17 protein-coding genes and 2 pseudogenes are annotated in these 17,262 nt (G+C 72.7%); 5 read left to right on the top strand and 14 right to left on the bottom strand.

Features of this window, described 5'->3' with window-relative positions:
• Window positions 1-45: 45 nt before the first annotated feature.
• The 5 genes from ACZ3IG_RS14485 to ACZ3IG_RS14465 are packed head-to-tail and all read right to left on the bottom strand — an operon-like array spanning window position 46 to window position 4,031.
• Window positions 46-375: a putative quinol monooxygenase gene (locus ACZ3IG_RS14485; RefSeq protein ID WP_467431978.1), complete on the bottom strand. Its 330-nt coding sequence runs from the start codon at window positions 373-375 to the stop codon at window positions 46-48.
• A 23-nt stretch (window positions 376-398) separates the two neighbouring features.
• Window positions 399-1,424, bottom strand: a complete 1,026-nt coding sequence (locus tag ACZ3IG_RS14480) for an NAD(P)-dependent alcohol dehydrogenase (RefSeq protein WP_467431976.1) — start codon at window positions 1,422-1,424, stop codon at window positions 399-401.
• A complete protein-coding gene (locus tag ACZ3IG_RS14475; RefSeq protein WP_467431975.1) occupies window positions 1,421-2,188 on the bottom strand; it encodes a metal-sulfur cluster assembly factor in 768 nt (255 codons plus the stop codon). The genes ACZ3IG_RS14480 and ACZ3IG_RS14475 overlap by 4 nt, the downstream gene beginning before the upstream one ends.
• A 1-nt stretch (window position 2,189) precedes the next feature.
• Window positions 2,190-3,197 carry an amidohydrolase family protein gene (locus ACZ3IG_RS14470; RefSeq protein ID WP_467431974.1) on the bottom strand — a complete coding sequence of 336 codons (1,008 nt, stop codon included), beginning with the start codon at window positions 3,195-3,197 and terminating at the stop codon, window positions 2,190-2,192.
• Window positions 3,198-3,233: 36 nt separating this feature from the next.
• On the bottom strand, window positions 3,234-4,031 hold the full coding sequence (locus tag ACZ3IG_RS14465) for an acetoin reductase (protein WP_467431973.1): 798 nt from the start codon (window positions 4,029-4,031) through the stop codon (window positions 3,234-3,236).
• Window positions 4,032-4,249: 218 nt separating this feature from the next.
• Here ACZ3IG_RS14465 and ACZ3IG_RS14460 point away from each other — a divergent pair, with 218 nt between their 5' ends.
• Window positions 4,250-6,169 carry a sigma-54-dependent Fis family transcriptional regulator gene (locus tag ACZ3IG_RS14460; protein WP_467431971.1) on the top strand — a complete coding sequence of 640 codons (1,920 nt, stop codon included), beginning with the start codon at window positions 4,250-4,252 and terminating at the stop codon, window positions 6,167-6,169.
• On the opposite strand, the pseudogene ACZ3IG_RS14455 reads toward ACZ3IG_RS14460, so the two are convergent.
• From ACZ3IG_RS14455 to ACZ3IG_RS14435, 5 genes and pseudogenes are all read right to left on the bottom strand, one after another.
• Window positions 6,147-6,863 (bottom strand): annotated as a pseudogene (locus tag ACZ3IG_RS14455) (peptidase C39 family protein); the annotation flags it as partial. The gene ACZ3IG_RS14460 and the pseudogene ACZ3IG_RS14455 overlap by 23 nt on opposite strands.
• 2 nt (window positions 6,864-6,865) lie before the next feature.
• A pseudogene (locus ACZ3IG_RS14450) lies at window positions 6,866-7,441 on the bottom strand (AraC family ligand binding domain-containing protein); the annotation flags it as partial.
• 75 nt (window positions 7,442-7,516) lie between these two features.
• Window positions 7,517-7,702 carry a DUF397 domain-containing protein gene (locus ACZ3IG_RS14445; protein ID WP_467431970.1) on the bottom strand — a complete coding sequence of 62 codons (186 nt, stop codon included), beginning with the start codon at window positions 7,700-7,702 and terminating at the stop codon, window positions 7,517-7,519.
• A complete protein-coding gene (locus ACZ3IG_RS14440; RefSeq protein ID WP_467431968.1) occupies window positions 7,699-8,571 on the bottom strand; it encodes a helix-turn-helix domain-containing protein in 873 nt (290 codons plus the stop codon). Before ACZ3IG_RS14440 ends, ACZ3IG_RS14445 begins: the two co-directional genes overlap by 4 nt.
• Window positions 8,572-8,724: 153 nt before the next feature.
• Complete coding sequence (locus ACZ3IG_RS14435) at window positions 8,725-9,519, bottom strand: SDR family NAD(P)-dependent oxidoreductase (protein ID WP_467431965.1); 795 nt, start codon at window positions 9,517-9,519, stop codon at window positions 8,725-8,727.
• 183 nt (window positions 9,520-9,702) lie between these two features.
• Here ACZ3IG_RS14435 and ACZ3IG_RS14430 point away from each other — a divergent pair, with 183 nt between their 5' ends.
• The 3 genes from ACZ3IG_RS14430 (at window position 9,703) to ACZ3IG_RS14420 (ending at window position 14,040) form a co-directional block, all read left to right on the top strand.
• Complete coding sequence (locus ACZ3IG_RS14430) at window positions 9,703-10,281, top strand: TetR/AcrR family transcriptional regulator (protein ID WP_467431964.1); 579 nt, start codon at window positions 9,703-9,705, stop codon at window positions 10,279-10,281.
• Between the two features lie 116 nt (window positions 10,282-10,397).
• A complete protein-coding gene (locus ACZ3IG_RS14425) occupies window positions 10,398-12,488 on the top strand; it encodes an ATP-binding protein (RefSeq protein ID WP_467431963.1) in 2,091 nt (696 codons plus the stop codon).
• A 112-nt stretch (window positions 12,489-12,600) separates the two neighbouring features.
• Window positions 12,601-14,040: an FAD-dependent oxidoreductase gene (locus ACZ3IG_RS14420; RefSeq protein WP_467431961.1), complete on the top strand. Its 1,440-nt coding sequence runs from the start codon at window positions 12,601-12,603 to the stop codon at window positions 14,038-14,040.
• Window positions 14,041-14,117: 77 nt separating this feature from the next.
• Here the strand turns inward: ACZ3IG_RS14420 and ACZ3IG_RS14415 are convergent, their stop codons facing one another.
• Window positions 14,118-14,294, bottom strand: coding sequence for a hypothetical protein (locus tag ACZ3IG_RS14415; RefSeq protein WP_467431960.1), 177 nt, complete (start codon window positions 14,292-14,294; stop codon window positions 14,118-14,120).
• A gap of 208 nt (window positions 14,295-14,502) precedes the next feature.
• Here ACZ3IG_RS14415 and ACZ3IG_RS14410 point away from each other — a divergent pair, with 208 nt between their 5' ends.
• A complete protein-coding gene (locus tag ACZ3IG_RS14410) occupies window positions 14,503-15,156 on the top strand; it encodes a DUF4232 domain-containing protein (RefSeq protein WP_467431958.1) in 654 nt (217 codons plus the stop codon).
• 8 nt (window positions 15,157-15,164) lie between these two features.
• Here ACZ3IG_RS14410 and ACZ3IG_RS14405 read toward each other — a convergent pair whose 3' ends face one another.
• From ACZ3IG_RS14405 to ACZ3IG_RS14395, 3 genes are all read right to left on the bottom strand, one after another.
• Window positions 15,165-15,479 (bottom strand): hypothetical protein, encoded by a 315-nt coding sequence (locus ACZ3IG_RS14405; RefSeq protein WP_467431956.1) that lies wholly within the window; start codon window positions 15,477-15,479, stop codon window positions 15,165-15,167.
• 141 nt (window positions 15,480-15,620) lie between these two features.
• A complete protein-coding gene (locus tag ACZ3IG_RS14400; RefSeq protein WP_467431954.1) occupies window positions 15,621-16,826 on the bottom strand; it encodes an ABC transporter substrate-binding protein in 1,206 nt (401 codons plus the stop codon).
• 34 nt (window positions 16,827-16,860) lie between these two features.
• Complete coding sequence (locus ACZ3IG_RS14395; RefSeq protein WP_467431953.1) at window positions 16,861-17,238, bottom strand: hypothetical protein; 378 nt, start codon at window positions 17,236-17,238, stop codon at window positions 16,861-16,863.
• Window positions 17,239-17,262: the final 24 nt, after the last annotated feature.

Here is a 17,262-nt window from a genome sequence, read left to right as displayed (position 1 = left end):
CCCGTGCCACCGGCTTCGGCCCCCTCCGCGACACTGCCGACCGCGTCAGCGCTCCTCGACCGCCATCTCACCCAGCGGCGACCAGTCGTCCCGCGCCACCTTCGCGTTGACGATCCTGGGCGTCGCGGCCAGGTGGGGCGGCAGGGTCTGCCGGGCCGCCTCGAAGTGGGCCGAGCCGACGTGGGCCGCGCCGGCCTCGTCGTCCCGGAAGGCTTCCACCAGCACGTACTCCGTCGGGTCCGCGACGCTGCGGGACCAGTCGAACCACAGGCAGCCCGGTTCGGCGCGGGTGGCCAGGGTGAACTCCCGTACCACCTCGGGCCATCGGTCGGCGTGCTCGGGTAGGACGCGGAACTTCGCGGTGATGAAGATCAAGGGTCACTTCCTTTCCAGGGGGTTCACGGGGTGAGGATCGCCCGGCCCCGGATCCGGCCCTTCCCGAGGTCGTCCAGGGCGTCCTGGAAGCGGTCCAGAGGGTACTTCGAGGTGTGCAGGCGTACCCGGCCCCGCGCCGCGAGGACCATCAGCTCGCACAGGTCGTTGTACGACCCGACGAGGTTGCCGATGAAGTTGATCTCGGCGGAGATGATGTCGATGGTCGGGACGTCGATGTTCTCGCCGTAGCCGACCACGTGGTAGTCGCCCGCCCGGCGCAGCATGCCGACGCCGTCCTTGGTGGCGCCGCCCTCGCCGACGAAGTCGATGACCGCCTCCGCTCCCTTGCCGCCGGTCAGTTCGCGGACCTGGTCCACCTGGTCGCCGTCGGCGACGACGCCGTGGTCGGCACCGATGGCGACGGCCAGGGACACGGCGTCGGCGTTGCGGTCGACGACGACGATCTCGGCGGCCGTGATGGCCTTGAGCACCTGGACGCCGATGTGTCCGAGGCCGCCCGCGCCGATGACGACGCAGCGGTCGCCCGGCCGCAGTTTCCGGGCCGCCTTGGCCGCCGCGTGGTAGGCCGTCAGGCCCGCGTCGGCGAGCGCGGCGACGTCGGCCGGTTCCAGGGAGTCGTCGATCCGTACGACGCTGCGCGCGGAGGTCTTCAGGTACTCGGCGTACCCACCGGCCGTGTCGATGCCGGGGAAGAGGTTGTGCTCGCAGTGCACGTCGTCACCGGCCCGGCACGCCCGGCACAGTCCGCAGGTGATCAGCGGGTGGACGATGACCTTGTCGCCCTCACGGACGTTGGTGACGGCACTGCCGACCGCGTGGACCCAGCCGGCGTTCTCGTGCCCGATCGTGTAGGGCAGCGTCACGCCGGACTTCTCGGCCCACTGCCCCTCCAGGATGTGGATGTCGGTGCGGCACACGCCGGCCCCGCCGATCTTGACGATCACGTCGTACGGGCCGGTGATCTCGGGGGCCGGGACCTCGGCCATTTCGAGGTCCTTGCCGTAGGCGACGACCTGGACTGCCTTCACGAGACGTTCTCCTTCGGCGGAGCGGTGACATGGAAGAGTTCCGCCGCGCGCGGGGACTGGTCGGCCGCGGACCGCGGATAGCGGGTGCGCAGCAGGCCCCGGCAGAAGTGGGCGTTGCCGTCGATCGACACCCGGATCGAACGGGCGAAGCGGAGGCGGAGGGGGATCTCCCCGGGCGGGTGGCGCCGCCCCTCCTCGTCCACCAGGACCGGGTCGGCCGGTGCCGTGGAGAGGCCGAGGGCCTCGCGTCGGCGCAGCAGCGCGTGGGTCGTCGCCGTGTCGGGGAGGTCGCCGAGCACCACGTCGTGGAGGTCCTCCTCGGTGAGGCCCGGATCGGCACGGAGTACGAGGGTCAGCACCCGCTCCATCGCCGCGGCGTGCGCCTTGCGGCGGAACGTCAGCCGCAGCGCTTCGAGGTCCTTCTCCGCCTCCGCCCCGAAGGTGCCCCGGTAGCCGGCGTCCGCGGCCAGCCCCCGGTTGATCAGGTCCGAGTCGTGGTGGTCGTCGAGCAGCACCACGACCTCCCGGGTCCACGGCAGCGCCGTCAGCGCGTCCTTGGCGTCGGAGGCCATCAGGTAGGCGAAGTTCGGTGAGCAGAAGGAGGTGGGGAGCCTGAGGTGGACGGTGAGCCTGCCGCCGGGGGCCGTCGTCACGGAGCGTACGAAGCCGAGGTCGGTGATCGGCTCGTCCAGTTCCGGGTCGTAGACCGTGTCCAGCGCCGCGCGGACGGACTGTTCCCGCGCGGCGGCGGTACGGGCGGGCATCTCAGACCACCGCCGGGTCGGTGCGGCCGGCTCCGAGGCCGGCCGGGACCTCGATGTCGTACATGGCGGCCGCGTTCAGCCCGAGGATCTTCTTCTTCTGGGCCACCGTGAGCGGCGGGTACTCGTCCTGCATGTCCTCGGGGATCTGGAAGTCGACGAAGCGCTCGATCAGCCAGCGGGGCGTCCACAGCGCGTAGTCGCTGGAGAACTGGATGCGGTTCTCGTCCAGCCAGTACAGCAGCTCGCCGATGATCTGCGCGAAGTAGCGCGGGCGGGTGTGCATGAAGGGGATGGCCACCGCGAGGCCGGCGTGCACGTTGGGCTCCTGCGTGGCGATCCAGCAGAAGTCCTCCAGACGGGGCAGCCCGCAGTGCTCGACGACGAAGTTCAGCTCCGTGTAGTCGCTCGCCACCGAGTCGACGTCGGCGACGTCGAAGGCGTCCCGGTCCAGCGGGCGGATGGTGGGGCCCTTGTGGATGTGGATGTTCTTGATGCCCAGCTCGATCGCCGTCTCCAGGTAGCGGCGCGACCAGGGGTCGTCGAGCTTGTAGCCGCGCGAGTCGCCCTTCCACTCGGCCGTGTACAGCTTGACGCCCTTGAGCTGGAACCGCTCGGCGTCCCGCCGCAGTTGGTCGAGGCCCTTCTGCTCGTAGCGCGGGTCCCACGAGTGGTTGTACGTCAGCTTGTCCGGGTGCTCGCGGGCGAGCGCGGACGCCTCCTCGGTCTGCCCGAAGCCGTTGCGGTAGAAGGCGCCGAGGCGGGCGGGCTGGAAGACGGCGTGGTCCACGTACCCGTCGGCGAAGAGGTCCTTCATCAGGCGTTCCCCGCCCTGGTAGAGGAACTCCTCGTACGGCCAGTGCTCGGACTCGGGGCCGAGGTTGCGGTGGTAGTCGTAGAAGCAGTCGATGAACTGCTTGCCGTGGATGTTGAGCTGGTTCTCGGGGCGCGCGTCCCACAGGGCGATGTGCGCGTCCACGATGAAGTAGTTCTCGCCGTCCTTGGAATACATCTCGCTCCTTCGGTTCGCTGGGGTGGCCGAGGTACGTCAGGAGAACTGGATGCCGCCGTCGATCATGACGGACTGGCCGGTCATGTAGTCCGAGTCCGGCGAGGCCAGGTACGAGACGAAGGACGCGACGTCCGCGGGCTCCTCGACCCGGCCCAGCGCGATCGCCTCCGCGTGCTTCTTGATGGCCTGGCCCTTCTGGATGCCGGCCTCCTCGGCCAGCCGCTCGTCGATCAGGTCCCACATGTCGGTGCCGACGATCCCCGGGCAGTACGCGTTGACGGTGATGCCGTACCGCGCCCACTCCATGGCGGCGGCCTGGGTCAGTCCGCGTACGCCCCACTTCGACGCCGAGTAGGTGCCGAGCAGCGCGAACGGGCGGTACGCGACGATCGATGCGGCACCGATGATCTTGCCGCCGCCGCCCTGGGCGATCATCTGCCGGGCCGCGGCCTGGTAGGAGAGGAAGACGCCGCGCAGGTTCACGGCCATGATCTGCTCGAACTCGTCGAGCCCGGTCTCCAGCAGCGGGGCGACCCGGGCGATGCCGGCGTTGGCGACGTAGACGTCGACCCGGCCGAAGCGGTCCGCCACCTCCGCGACGAGCGCGTCGGTCTGCTCCTTGCTGGTCACATCGGCGTGCACGGCGAGGGCCCGGCGGCCCTTCTTCTCGATACCGGCCGCCACCTCGCTCAACTCCTCGCCCATACCGGGGAGATCGGCGACGGCCACGTCCAGCCCGTCTTCGGCCAGTCGCTCCGCGATGCCGCGGCCGATGCCGCGGGCGGCGCCGGTGACGATGGCGGTACGGGGTGCGTTGCCGGAGGAAGAGGTCATCGTGCTGCTCCTGTGCTCGACGTTGAGCGACCGCGCCTTCGTGCGGTGCTGTCATCAGCGTGGGGGCGGGGAGCGCCGTCGAGTTTTTCAATGTGGAACACACCCGGCCCGCCCCGTGATCAGGGCGCGGCGAACGCGCCGGAAAGTCGTGGCGAACCACCCGTTGACAGGTGCAAACGCGTTCGTAATATGGCGGAAACACGCTCATCGGAGGCGCCATGCTCAGCGACAGCACAGCGCGGGACCGGACCATCGCGCGAGCGCGCCTGGAGTTCCTGGAGAACCAGGACCCGCCCGCGCCGATCGTGCCCGAGAGCATCCGCAACTCCTGGCAGCGCTCCAAGTACCTGGGGATCCGCCCGGACGAGGTGGTCGTCCCCTACCAGCCGGACTACGACCGGGAGAGCCGTCTGGTGCGCGCCGCCACGCCGGTCCTGGACCGTCTGGAACGGGCGCTGGCCGGATCCGACGCCTGCGTGATCGTGACGGACCGCAAGGGCTGGGTACGCGACCGGCGTGTCGGCGAGAAGCGGCTCTCGGCACACCTGGACCGGGTCCACCTGGCGCCCGGCTTCAACTACGCCGAGCAGTTCGTCGGGACCAACGGCATCGGGGTCGCGCTGGAGGAACGCCGGCCCAACGTGGTGCTGGGCACCGAGCACTTCAACGAGCGCCTGCAGAGCGTCTCCTGCGCCGCCGCCCCGATCCGCAACTCGGTCACCGGACGGGTCGAGGGGGCCATGAACCTGACCTGTTGGAACGGTCCGGCGCGCACCCTCATGGCCGCCCTGGTGCAGGAGGCCGTCGGTGACATCGAGCGCGTGATGTACGAGTTCACCAGCTCCCACCAGCGTGCCCTGCTGGAGGCGTTCCAGCAGGTGACCCACTACGGCGACCGGCCGGTGCTCTGCCTCGGCCAGGACCTGGTGCTCGCCAACTCCGCCGCCTCCGCCCGGCTCACCGGCGACGACCACCGGCTGCTGCACGAGGCCGCCGCCGAGTCGGGACACGCGCCGCGCGTCCGCACGGAAGTGCGGCTGACCGGCGGGCGGACCGTCCTGATGCGCTGCCGTCAGGTCGACAGCCCCGCGGGCGCGGCCGGGTACCTGCTGGAACTGGCCTTCCCGGAGCACCCCGGCGGCGAGGAAGACCGTCCCGGTACCGGCTCCCGCACCGGCTCCCGTTCCCGTTCCCGTGGCGAGCGGGACGCGTCCCTGCCGTGGCCGCTGCCGGGCCTGGCCGGGACGGACCCGGCCTGGAACACCGTCTCCCGTACGGCCTCGCGCTGCGCCCGCGAACGGACGCCACTGCTGCTGCACGGCGAGCCCGGCACCGGCAAGACCGCCCTGGCCCGTGCCGCCCACGCGCTCACCGGGGCGGCCTCGGCACCCGTCGTCGTGGACGCCCTGGCCCCGCACCCTCCGGCCCCGCACCCGTCGGCCCCGCACCCTCCGGCCTCGGACACCACGCCTGGGACCGGCACCGACCTGCCCGCCGCTCTGCCCGCCGCTCTGCCCTCCGACCTGCCCGCCGCCCTGCGCACCGCACCCGCCGGTCCGGGCCGTGCCCTGGTCCTGCGGAACATCGACGCCGTACCCGCCGAGCAGGCACCGGCCGTCGTCCGGGCCCTGGACGCCGCGGCGGCACAGGGCACCTGGATCGTGGGCGTCATGGGCACGCTCCACCACGCGGCGGTCGTGCCCGAGCCCCTGCGGCGCTGTTTCACCGAGGCGGCGGCGGTACCCGCGCTGCGGCACCGCCTCGCGGACCTCCCCGCCCTGGTCGACTGCCTGCTGCGCCGCGTCGGCGCGGACCTGGAGTGCGCGCCGGAGGTCCTGCCCCTGCTGCGCCGGCACGACTGGCCCGGCAACGTCCGCCAGCTGAACCACGTCCTGAGCAGGGCCGCCGCGGGCCGCCGCACGTACCGCATCGAGCCCCGCGACCTGCCCCCGTCCCTGCACAGCACGGCCGGCCGTGCCCTGAGCCCCTGGGAGGCGTCCGAACGCGACACCCTGGTGCAGGCCCTGCTGGCGGCGGACGGCAACAAACTGCTGGCCGCCCAGCGCCTCGGCATCTCCCGCACGACGATCTACCGCAAGATGCGGGCGTACGGCATCACGCTGCCGGCCCCCCGTTGAGGGGGCGTGCGCGCCCGACGGTCACCACCACCCCCCCCCGGAAGCCCCCCCCCGGCGAGATCGTCGACATCGCGTCGAGCGACGGGTCCGGCACCGGCAGGAGGTGGGCGTCGGCCCAGGTGTCCCCCGTCGCCGCGTGGGCCCAGGGGTCGTCGATCACGACGGCGCCGGGGACGACGCCGGGGCAGAGCACCCAGTGCGGGACGTCGAAGCCCTGCATCGTGGCGAGGGAGAGCAGGAGCAGCACCCGCTCCCGTCGGCCGAGCGTGTCCCGGAGCGCGGTCGGGGAGAGGCGGCTCGGGTCGACCGGGACACCGAGGCGGGCGGCGTCCGTGCGGGAGGCGGTCCGGAGCAGGGCCCGCCGCTCCTGGTCCTTCGCCGCGAGGTGGTCGAGGAGGACGGGCCGGGCCGTGTCGAGGTGGACCGTGACGGGGGACCTCGGCCACGCCCGGCGCGGGGCGACGCCCAGTCCGACGGGCTCGCGGGCGAGGAAGTTGGTCGGGTCGCGCCACAGCGTCAGCTCCGCCTGCCGGTCCAGCGCCGCCCACGGCAGTGTGCCCGCGTGGGCCTGCGCGACGAGGGCGGTGACGGCACCGCAGGTGAAGTGGGTGCTCTGGCCGTAGTACGGGGGCTCGCTCACCGGGTGGTCGTGCAGCCAGCGGACGTATCCGGCGGCCGGTCCGGCCGCGCCCTCCGGAGCGAGCGGCAGTCGGCGGGATCGTCCGGCGGGGCCGCGGAGATCGCGTCGATCCGGGGGTCGCCGGGCAACTGCGACGCGAACTGCCGCTCAGAGGGCCGCATCACGTCGAACACGACCGACTCCGCCCGCGCCCTGGCCGCCGCGTCGAGATCCGTACGGGACAGATGGGTCAGCAGCGACTCCAGCAACGGCGTCATCGCGATCGCCTTTAGCTCCCCGTACGCGAACGGGGTGTGCTCGGGCGCGAAGAAGGCGTGGAAGAACTCCGCACCCGCCGTCGCCCGGCCCTCGTGCACCATTGCGGCGGGCATCCACAGCCCGTGCCCGCCGAACACGGTGAAGACGCTGTTCCGCACCCGGGAGGTCAGCGTTCCCCCGCGCACCCGGACCAGTTCGTGCGGGTCGTGCGCGTGCGGCGGATACTCCGTGGGGACGGGGACGACGCGGAAGCCGGCGACGACGGAGGACGGGGCCGTCGTCCGCTACGGCAGCGCCAGGGCCCGGCGCACCACGGTGCCCGCCTCCCGCCGCCACATCCCGGGGGTCGACTCACCGCGGGACGATCGGACCATATCGGCGAGTCCGTCCGAGCAGGTCGGGCGCCCCGGCGGCGGACGACCGACCGCCGGGACGCACCCGCGCACGGCTCAGACCCGCGCCGCGAACCCCACGAACCGCGACCACTGCGCACGCCCGACGGCGAAGTGCGGACGCGTAACGTCCTTGGAGTCCCGTATGTGGATGACCTGCTCGGTGACAGCGATCTCCACACAGTCGTCACCCTGGCTGCCGCTGTAGCTGGACTTGAACCACGCCAGTTCCGTCGTGCTCATAGTTCTCCTCGGAGTCGCTCCAGCAGACCCCGCGAGTCCTTGGCGTTCAGGGCCTGCGAGCGCAGTGTGTCATAGCGCTGATAGAGCAGGCTCACCTCTTTCACGTCGGAAATCAGGCGACCGTTCTGCTGGCCTTCGGAGTACGCGAGCCGCTGCCCCTTGGGAGTCTCCAAGAGCCGGACCGGCCCGTCCAGACAGGTATGCAACCCCGCCTCCAACGGCACGATCTGGAGCGTCACGTTGCGCGGTGCCGTCAGCTCCAGGACGTGGTCCAGCAGCTCCCGCATCTGCTCCGCGTCCCCGAACCGCCGCCGGAAGACATGTTCCTCGACGATGAAGCTGAACGGCGTGGTGGGCCGCTCGAACAGCATCCGCTGCCGCTCCATGCGCCGGGCCATGAAGTCCTCCAACCGCTCGTCCGGCGCCACGGGCACCGTCCCCTCGAACACCGCCCGCGCGTACCCCGGCGACTGGAGCAGCCCCGGCACCAGCCGGCACTCGTACGTGCACAGGCTCACCGCCAGCTGCTCCAGCCGGGCCCACCGCCGGAACCAGGCCGCCAATCCCACCTCGCCGCGCGTCAGATGCCGTGACGACTTTCTGAGCGCCCCCGTGTTCCCCGTCGCCTCCTCCCCCAGTTCCACGAAGGACTCGTCCGGCATCCGCCGGCCCAACTCCACCGACTCCACGGTGTGTTTGGAGAACCGGACGCGTGTCGCGAACTCGGCCCTGCTGAGCCCCGCGTGTTCCCGCAGGGCCTGGACGACGGCCCCGAAGGTCCGCAGACTGTCCGAGGGGTCGGGCTCCCGTACCTCCGTCTCACAGGCCGCCTCCGGTTCCCTGCTCTCGCTCATGTCGCCGTGCGTCATCCGCGGCCACCTCCAGGTGCGTACGTTGCGTGCTGTATCCCCGCGATCGACAGCACCCAGAGTGACGGCGACATCGTCGTACCGTCTACTCTTTGTGCCCGTACGCTGACGCACCGTACGCGCCACACCCCGGGCCACACGCCCGTGCGCCCGTCACGGGGTGAGCGACGTGAGGGTGCCCCCCTCGACCTTCAGTGCCGCGCCGGTGGTGGCCGACGCCCGTTCCGAGCCGGTGAAGAGGATCAGGTCGGCGACCTCGGCGGGACGGATCAGCCGGCCCAGCAGGGAGGTGGGGCGGAAGCGGGAGATGAACTCGCGCTGGGCCGCGTCGAAGGACTCCGCCTCGGGGATGAGGGCGGTGATGTACTGCTCGATGCCCTCGGTGTGCGTGGGGCCGGGCAGTACGGAGTTGACGGTGACGCCGGTGCCCGCGGCGGCCTTGGCCAGGCCGCTGGCGACCGCCAGCAGCGCGGTCTTGGTCATGCCGTAGTGGACCATGTCCAGCGGCGTGTCGATGGCCGTCTCGCTGGAGACGAAGACGATGCGGCCGAAGCCGCGTTCCATCATGCCGGGCATGTACTGGCGGGCCAGCCGTACGCCGCTGAGGACGTTGACCTCGAAGAAGTGCCGCCACTCGGCGTCCTCGATCTCCAGGACCGGGGTCGAGGCGAAGATGCCGGTGTTGTTGACCAGGACGTCCACCCGGGGGACCGCCTCCAGCAGGACCCGGGCCCCTTCGGCGGTGGTGACGTCCGCGGCGACGGTGACCAGGTCGGCGCCGGGTACGCGCTGCCGGATGCCTTCGGCCGCCGCCTTCAGGCGCGTCTCGTCACGTCCGTTGAGGACGGTGCGGGCACCGGCACGGGCGAATGCCTCGGCCGTGGCCAGCCCGATGCCCAGGGTGGAGCCCGTGACCAGGGCGGTGCGGCCGGCGAAGTCGATCTGCATGGTGTGTCGTGCCCCTCGAAGATTGAGACGGATCGTTCTCACTCATCTTGAGACGGAGCGTTCTCTCCTGTCAAACCCTGTTGCGGGCTTTGTTACAGAGAACGTTCTGTCTCATACTGGGACCGGCCCGACCCCCGACCGGACCACCCGACCCACCCGACCCATCCGACCCGAGGAGGACCCGTGGCGCGACGCTCCGCCGAGGAGACACGGCGGCACATCCTGAAGGTCGCGGGCGACCTCTTCTACGCCCGCGGGGTCCGCGCGGTCGGCATGGACCTGGTGATCAGCCGCGCGGAGGTGGCCAACGCCACCCTCTACCGCCAGTTCGCCACCAAGGACGACCTGGTCACCGCCTACCTCGTCAGCCGCAACGACGACTGGTGGCGGCACCTGCGCGCGTCCGCCGCCGCCGCGCCCGACGCCCGCGCGCGCGTCCGGCTCCTGTTCGACCTCACCCGGCAGGACATGTCCCGGCCCGGCTACCGGGGCTGTGCCACGCTCAACATCACCAGCGAGTTCCCCGATGCCGGACACCCGGCCCACGCCGCGGCCGTCGCGCACAAGACCGAGGTGCAGGAGTGGCTGTGCGAGCAGCTCCGGGAGGCCGGGGACACCGACCCCGAGGACACCGCCGGCAAGCTGCTCGTCATCCTCGACGGCGCACAGGTCCTGGCCGCCGCCCTGGGCACCACCGCTCCCGGCGACCACATGATCGAACTGGCCGAACAGCTCCTGGACGCGCGGCTGCCCGCCCCCTGACCGGGGCCTGGTGGTGGACGTCGTCGCGCGACCGGTCGTCGCCGCGGCCCGGATGAGATCATCGGCGGGCGCCGAACCGCCCCGCTCTCCGACCGCAGCCACGAGGTACCCGGACCATGACCAGCGACCAGACACTTCTCGTAGCCGACCGGGTACAGCGGGCCAGGGACCGCGCGTTCACCGGACGGACGGCTGAACTGGCGCTGTTCCGGGCTGCGTTGTCCGGGAGCGACGGAGCCCCCTCCGTGCTGTACGTGCACGGCCCCGGCGGCATCGGCAAGTCCATGCTGCTGCGCCGCTTCGCGGCCTGCGCGGCCGGGACCGGGGACGCCGGACGCCAGGTCCTGGAGATCGACGCCCGCACCACCCAGCCCACGCCCGAGGCGTTCGAGAGGGAGGCCGGGCCGGTCGTCGCCGGTGAGCGGTCCGTGCTGCTGATCGACACCTTCGAACGCTGCCAGGCACTCGAAGGCTGGCTGCGGGACAAGTTCCTGCCGCGGCTGCCCGTCGGCACGGTCGTCGTCATCGCCGGCCGGTACGCGCCCGACCCCGCCTGGGTGTGCGACCCCGGCTGGGCCACGCTGCTGCGCGTCGTCGCGCTGCGCAACCTCGCCCCTCGGGAGGCCACCGCCTTCCTCGACGCGCGAGGGGTGCCGCAGCCGGCGCAGACGGCGCTGCTGGCGTTCACCGGCGGGCACCCGCTGGCCCTGGCGCTCGCCGCCGCGGTGGCGCTCAAGGAGGAGGGGGCCGAGGGCTGGGAGCCCGGCCGTGACGTCATCGCCACGCTGCTGGCGCGGCTGGTCGGAGAGGTGCCCTCGCCCCTGCACCGGCGCGCCCTGGAGGTGTGCGCCCGCGCCCACATGACGACCGAGTCCCTGCTGCGTGCCGTGCTCGGCGACGACGCCGCCGCGATGTTCGCCTGGCTGCGCGGCCTGCCGTTCATCGAGTCCGCCCGGCAGGGCCTGTTCCCCCACGACGTCGTCCGCCGGGCGCTGGAAGCCGACCTGCGCTGGCGGGACCCGGAGGGGTACGCGGAACTGCACAGCCGCGTCAGCCGCCACCTGTTCGACCAGATCCGCCTGTCGTCCGACAGCGGCACCCTGCCGGCGGTGGGCGCCTTCATGTACCTGTACCGCGACGACCGGAACATGTCCGCCTACAACAGCTGGCGGGCGGGCGAAGTACGGCTGACGGCCTGCGACCCGGCCGACCACGCCGCGGTACTGGAGCTGGCCGCACTCGTCGAGGGCCCCGAGTCGGCCGCGTTGGCGCGCTACTGGCTGGAACGGCAGCCGCGGGCCTTCCGGGTGTGCCGCACCACGCGGGACGACCGCATCGTCGGCTTCTCCGTCTGGCTGCGGCTGTCCGACCCGGCGCAGGCCGGCCCCGATCCGGTGGTCGAGGCCGCCTGGCGCCACACCCGCGCGACCGCCGCGCTGCGCGACGGGGAGCACCTGGCGGTCTCCCGCTTCTCGGTGACGTCACCGGAGTACCCGAAGATATCGCCGGTGGAGGACCTCCACCAGTGGCGTGCCCTGGCCGAGGTGGCACGTGCGGAACCGGGCCTGACCTGGACGTACATCGCCATTCGGGCCGCCGACTTCTGGGAGCCGTACCTGACCGGTCTCGGTCTGCGGCGGCTGGCCGACCGGCCCGGTGCCGGCGGCACCAGGTACGCGCTGTTCGCCACCGACTGGCGGGCGAAGCCGCTGTGGGCGTGGGCGGAGCAGAAGACACGTTCGCTGCTGGCCCGCGTCCCCGGAGCGCCCGCCGCCGCCTCGGAGACGGAGGGCGACGGGCCGGGCGAGGTGTTCGCCGTACTCTCCCGTCCGGAGTTCGACGACGCCCTGCGGGACGCGCTGCGTGCCCTGGACCAGCCCGGTGAACTGGCGAAGAACCCGCTGTGCCACAGCCGGCTGGCGGCCGACGGCGGTCTGTCCCTGCCCCAGGTCGTGGCGGAGGCCGCCGAGGGCCTGCGCCGGCAGCGCGCTGGCGAGAGGTACTACCGGGCCGTGGCGGCCACCTACCTCGGCCGGGGCAGACCCACCCAGCAGGCGGTCGCCGCCCGGCTGGGCCTGCCGTTCAGCACCTACCGCCGCCACCTCGCCGAGGGCGTCACCCGGCTCTGCGACGCGCTGTGGCGCCAGGAGATGTACGGCGCCGAACCCACCGGCGCACACCCGCCGACGCCCGCCGGCCACTCCTGAGTGAGCACCGTCCGGTCGCACTGGGCAGCGAACCGGTCTGGGAACCGGACAACGCCCGCGCCCAGCCTGGTGACCGTCGCTCCGCCCCGGAGCGCGACCAGGAGAAGGTGTGATGGACGTAGTCGTACTGGGAGCCGGACCCGTCGGACTCATGGCCGCGATGATGCTGGCCCGTGACGGGCACCGGGTCACCGTGCTGGAGCGCGACGGCGCGCCGCCGCCCGCGGGGGACGGCGAGGAGGTGTGGCGGGGGTGGCACCGGCCGGGCGTCAGCCAGTTCCGCCATCCGCACCTGCTGCTGCCCGCGGTGCTCAGGACCCTGACGGACGAACTGCCCGAGGTCGTGGCCGAACTGACGGCCCGGGGCGCGGTGCCGGCCAACCTCCTCGACGGTCCGCGCCGGGTCGGCGCGGCCGGCGCGTGGCGGCCGGGCGACGACCGGTTCGCCATGATGACGGCCCGCCGTCCACTCCTCGAAGCGGCGCTCGGCTCCGTCGCCGAGGGCTGTGACCGCCTCACGGTGCGCCGCGGCACGGAGGTCGCGGCGCTGCTGCCCGGTAACGAGCGGGCACCGCGGCGCCCTCATGTCGCCGGGGTGCTCACCAGGAGCGGCGAAGCCGTCCTCGCCGACCTGGTGATCGACGCCTGCGGGCGCAACTCGCCCGTGGGCAGGATGCTGCGGGACCTCGGCGCGCCGGGCCCCGTGGAGGAACGGGAGGAGGACGGATTCCTGGCGTACACCCGGTACTTCCGCTCGGCGGACGGCCGCGTACCGGACCTGCCGCCCGCGCACAGCGCCCACTACGCGTGCGTGTCGACCGTCGCGACCCTGGGGGACGCGGGCGTCTGGTCGCTGTCGGTCGGCATCTCCAGCCGTGACCGCGCCCTGCGGGCACTGGCCCGCCCGGCGGCGTGGCACCGGGCCGTGGCCCTGCTGCCGCCGGTCGCCCACCTGGCCGAGTACGGCGAACCCGTCACGGACATCATGGCCATGTCCGGTATGGAGCGCCGGCACCGGCGTTCCGTGGTCGACGGGGACCCCGTGGCGACCGGGGTGCTGAGCGTCGGGGACGCCTGGGCCACGACCAACCCGCTGTTCGGCCTCGGCCTGTCCCTGGGCGCGCTGCACGCCACCGCGCTCCGCGACCTGCTGCGCACGGCCGTCAGCGACGATCCGCAGAAGCTGGCCCTGACGTTCGCGGACACGACGGAGACGACACTCGGTCCGGTCCACCGCGGCATCGCCGGCTGGGACCGGCACAGGCTCGCCGAGATCGACGCGGTGCGGGCGGACGTTCCCGCGCCGTACGACACCGATGACCGGGAGTGGCACATCAGGAGGGCGCTGGACGCCCTCAAGTTCCGTGACCCGGACCTGCTGCGGGTGTACGCGGCCGGGGCGGCGCTGCTCACCGGCCCCGGGGCCCGGCTCCCCGAGGCCGAGACGGCGGCACGGATCGCCGGCTTCGGACTCCGGCCGCCTTACGGCGAACCGGGTCCCGGCAGGGCCGAACTCCTCGCCGCGATCGACGGCCCCGCGGGCACCCCCTAGGGGCTGTCGTCACATTCCAGTCGTCCGCCCGTAGGGCGGGCCGCGCCGCGCGGCAGGCCGGAATTGGACGACAGGCCCTAGAGGCTGTCGGACTCCCCGGTTCCGGGACCGTCGCCCGGGGCGGGGCTCCGCGTGGCCCGGCGGGCGGCGGGCCGGGCCGCGCGGGCCAGCGCCGCCAGCGCCAGCACGGCCAGTCCCGCCGGCAGGGCCAGCCCCACGCCGAGCGCCACCCGCACGATGAACAGATCTTCCATACTCCCTCGTTCCTCCCTCGTTCCTCCCCCGTTCCTGTCCGTTCCCGTCCTTTCCTGTTCCGGCCGCGTTTGTCACAGCGCTGTGCCGAAGGCGTCATGATCGAGTCCACCGACCGAACCAGCCGGCTCGGACGGTCGTCGTGCTGACTGAGAAGGCGGAACCGCGGAACACCCCGCGGCCCGCTCACCGACCGAGAGGACCCCCGTCATGAACCGCCGCCTGCGCACCGCCCTCGTCGTCTCCGCCGCCCTGAGCGCCGGCCTGCTCATGACCGCCTGCGACGACGGCTCGACCGGCGCCGGCGACGCGGAGACGGCCTCCTCCAGCACCTCCGCGGACGCGGCGGCCGGCGGCACGGCCACCCCGACCGCCACGCAGAGCGGCGGGACCGGCGGCGGCGACGCCGAGGGCCAGTCCTCGTCGTCCGCGGGCGACGCCGGTGCCGCCGACAAGAGCGGGTACGGCCAGAGCTGCGGCACCAACGACCTCCAGTGGTCCGCCGAGTCCAAGACCCAGGCCGGCGGCTACTACCAGGTCAGCGTCAAGGCCAAGTCCGGCATCACCTGCGTACTCCCCGCCGGTCTGCCCGTCTTCGCCTTCGGCTCCGGCGGCACCCAGGCCGGTCCCGCCGAGCAGGTCGCGGGCGAGGAAATCACGCTCAGCGGCGGCAAGACGGTGTACGCGGGGGTCAACCCGAAGAGCGCCGACGGCGACACCGGCGTGGAGTACAGCACGATCATCGCCTCCGTCAGCGAGGGCGACCCCAACCCCGTCTCCCTGGACATCGACAGCGCCGTCGTCGACGAGCCCGTGGCGACCAACTGGCACACCGACCCCGCCGACGCCGTCCCGTTCAGCTGAGCCGGGCCTCAGCCGGCCCGCTCCTCCGTCCGCTCCTCCGCCCGTTCCCCGGCCCGGTCCTCGCCCGGCTCGCGGAACCGGTGGTAGAGCGGGGCGAAGAGGACGGCCAGCACCATGCCGCAGGCGATCTGGAAGGCCCAGCGGAGCCAGCCGCCGGGCGCCTCGGACACCCGGTCCAGCAAGGTGTGGGAGAAGGGGTACGCCACCAGCGCGCCGATCAGCACCAGCCACCAGGGACCGGACCAGCGGCCCCGGGCGACGGCGGTGGCCCCGAGGGCGATGACGATGACGACGGCCATGAGGGCGGTGAGGGTGGTGTGCATGAGATCCGCTTTCCGCCCGGTACGGGCTGCTGGTGAACACGGCGGCCCGGGGCGGTGACCACCCGGTGCCTCACACCTGTTGCTACGAGCCCCACCCCCGACCGGTTCGGTGCGACCTGCCGGACCTTCCCCGCGCCCGTGTCACTGCGCCGTCGTCAGCTCCCCGGTGAGCGGTACGTCCGGATGCGCGCGGTTGCTGACGACGGCGAGCCGGGAGCCTTCCGCGTCGTGCTGCCACTGCCCGCCGGCCAGGGGGAGCAGGGCGATGTTGGGCGTCGGCCCCCGGGTCCAGTCCAGGCGCCCGGCGATGGTGTCGAGCCTGGTGCCGGCGAGGGCGTCGGCGACGGAGGCCCGGTCGGTGGGGTCGCTCGCGACGGTGAGGGCGTGGTGTGCCGTCTCCAGAAGGGCGTGGGCCAGGCCGAGGGGCTGGAGCCAGGCCGTGCCGGTGTCCCGCTGGTAGGCGTGGGCGAGTTCGGCGCACGTGGTGCCGTCCAGGCTGGAGCGGTAGGGGTGGCCGGGGCTCCAGTAGACCAGGGTGGCCACGCCCGCGTCGGCGAGTTCACCGTGGCCGCCGGGGGCGGGGGCGGTGCGGGTGTGCGGGTAGGTCAGCCAGCGTGAGCAGGTGATCAGCCGCGGGCGCAGCCCCGCTTCGCGGGCCTGGCGGTGGAAGAGGGCGAGGTCGGTGGCCGTGGCGGCGCTGGTGATGACGTCGGCGCCGTGCTCGCGCATCCGGCCGACCTGCGGGCGGAAGCCGTCGGCCGGTTCCGGGTAGGAGCCGAGGTCGACGAGGGCGTGCCCGCGCGGGGACGTCACGGGGGCGAAGCCGTACCGCTCGTGCCGGAGCAGGGCGCCCTGGAGGTCGTCGTTCCACAGGCACCCGACGGCGCCTTGTCCGTCGACGCGCTCCCACAGGTCGGCGAAGACGGCCGCGATGTCGTCCAGCCCCCAGGCGAAGTGGTACGTCCACCGGAAACGGTGCCCGGGCTCGGCGCCACGCGTGTGGACGTACGCCTGCCAGGGGAACGTGGTCGACACACAGGGCACCCCGGCCTCTTCGCAGGCCCGGGTGACGGCGGGCAGGACCCGGGTGCCGGCCATGGTGAGGACGACGTGCGCGCCGTCGGTGTCGGCCAGGTCGCGCGCGGCCCGCCGGGCCGCGTCGGGATCGGAGCGGCTGTCGCGCACGGCGATGGTCACGTCGTGGTGGCGGCCACCGTTGCGTACGCGCGCGAGTCGAGGGGTGAGCCTGCGCAGCGCGTACGACAACGGTGACCCGAGGGGGGCCAGCCGACCTGTCAGGGGCGCTACTACGCCGACGCACAGGGAAGTCGACGGAGTCGACGCCATCGTGACACCTCTGTCTGCTGGACCGTGCGGTCGCTCAGTGGCCGGAACGTTCCGTGGTGACGCAGGTGGTCCTGCTGAACACCGCCACCGTCTCGTTGCCGCAGTTGTTGCTGTGGCCCGAGGCGTTCCGGGCGAAGACCAGGTTGGACAGGATGCCGCCGCTGGGGCCCACCTGGTCGCCGCCGCCCTTCCCGCCGTCCTCGGTCACGCAGGTGCGCTCCTTGAACAGCGCCACCTTGCCCGTGCCGCAGAGGTTGGCGTGGCCGGAGGAGTTCCGGCCGGTGACGTTGGACAGCACACCGCCCGGTCCCGCGTCGCCGTCCCCGGCGTGGGCCGTGGCCATGCCGGCCGGAACAGCCATGAGCATCCCCACGATCGAGGTCACTGCCGCCATGCGTCGAGTGCCGTACATCTGTACCCGTCCTTCTTCGCTGTC

Source organism: Streptomyces sp. NPDC016677 (assembly GCF_055562815.1).
Note: the sequence above shows the minus strand (reverse complement) of the source record. Positions and strands in the feature narration are given on the sequence as shown.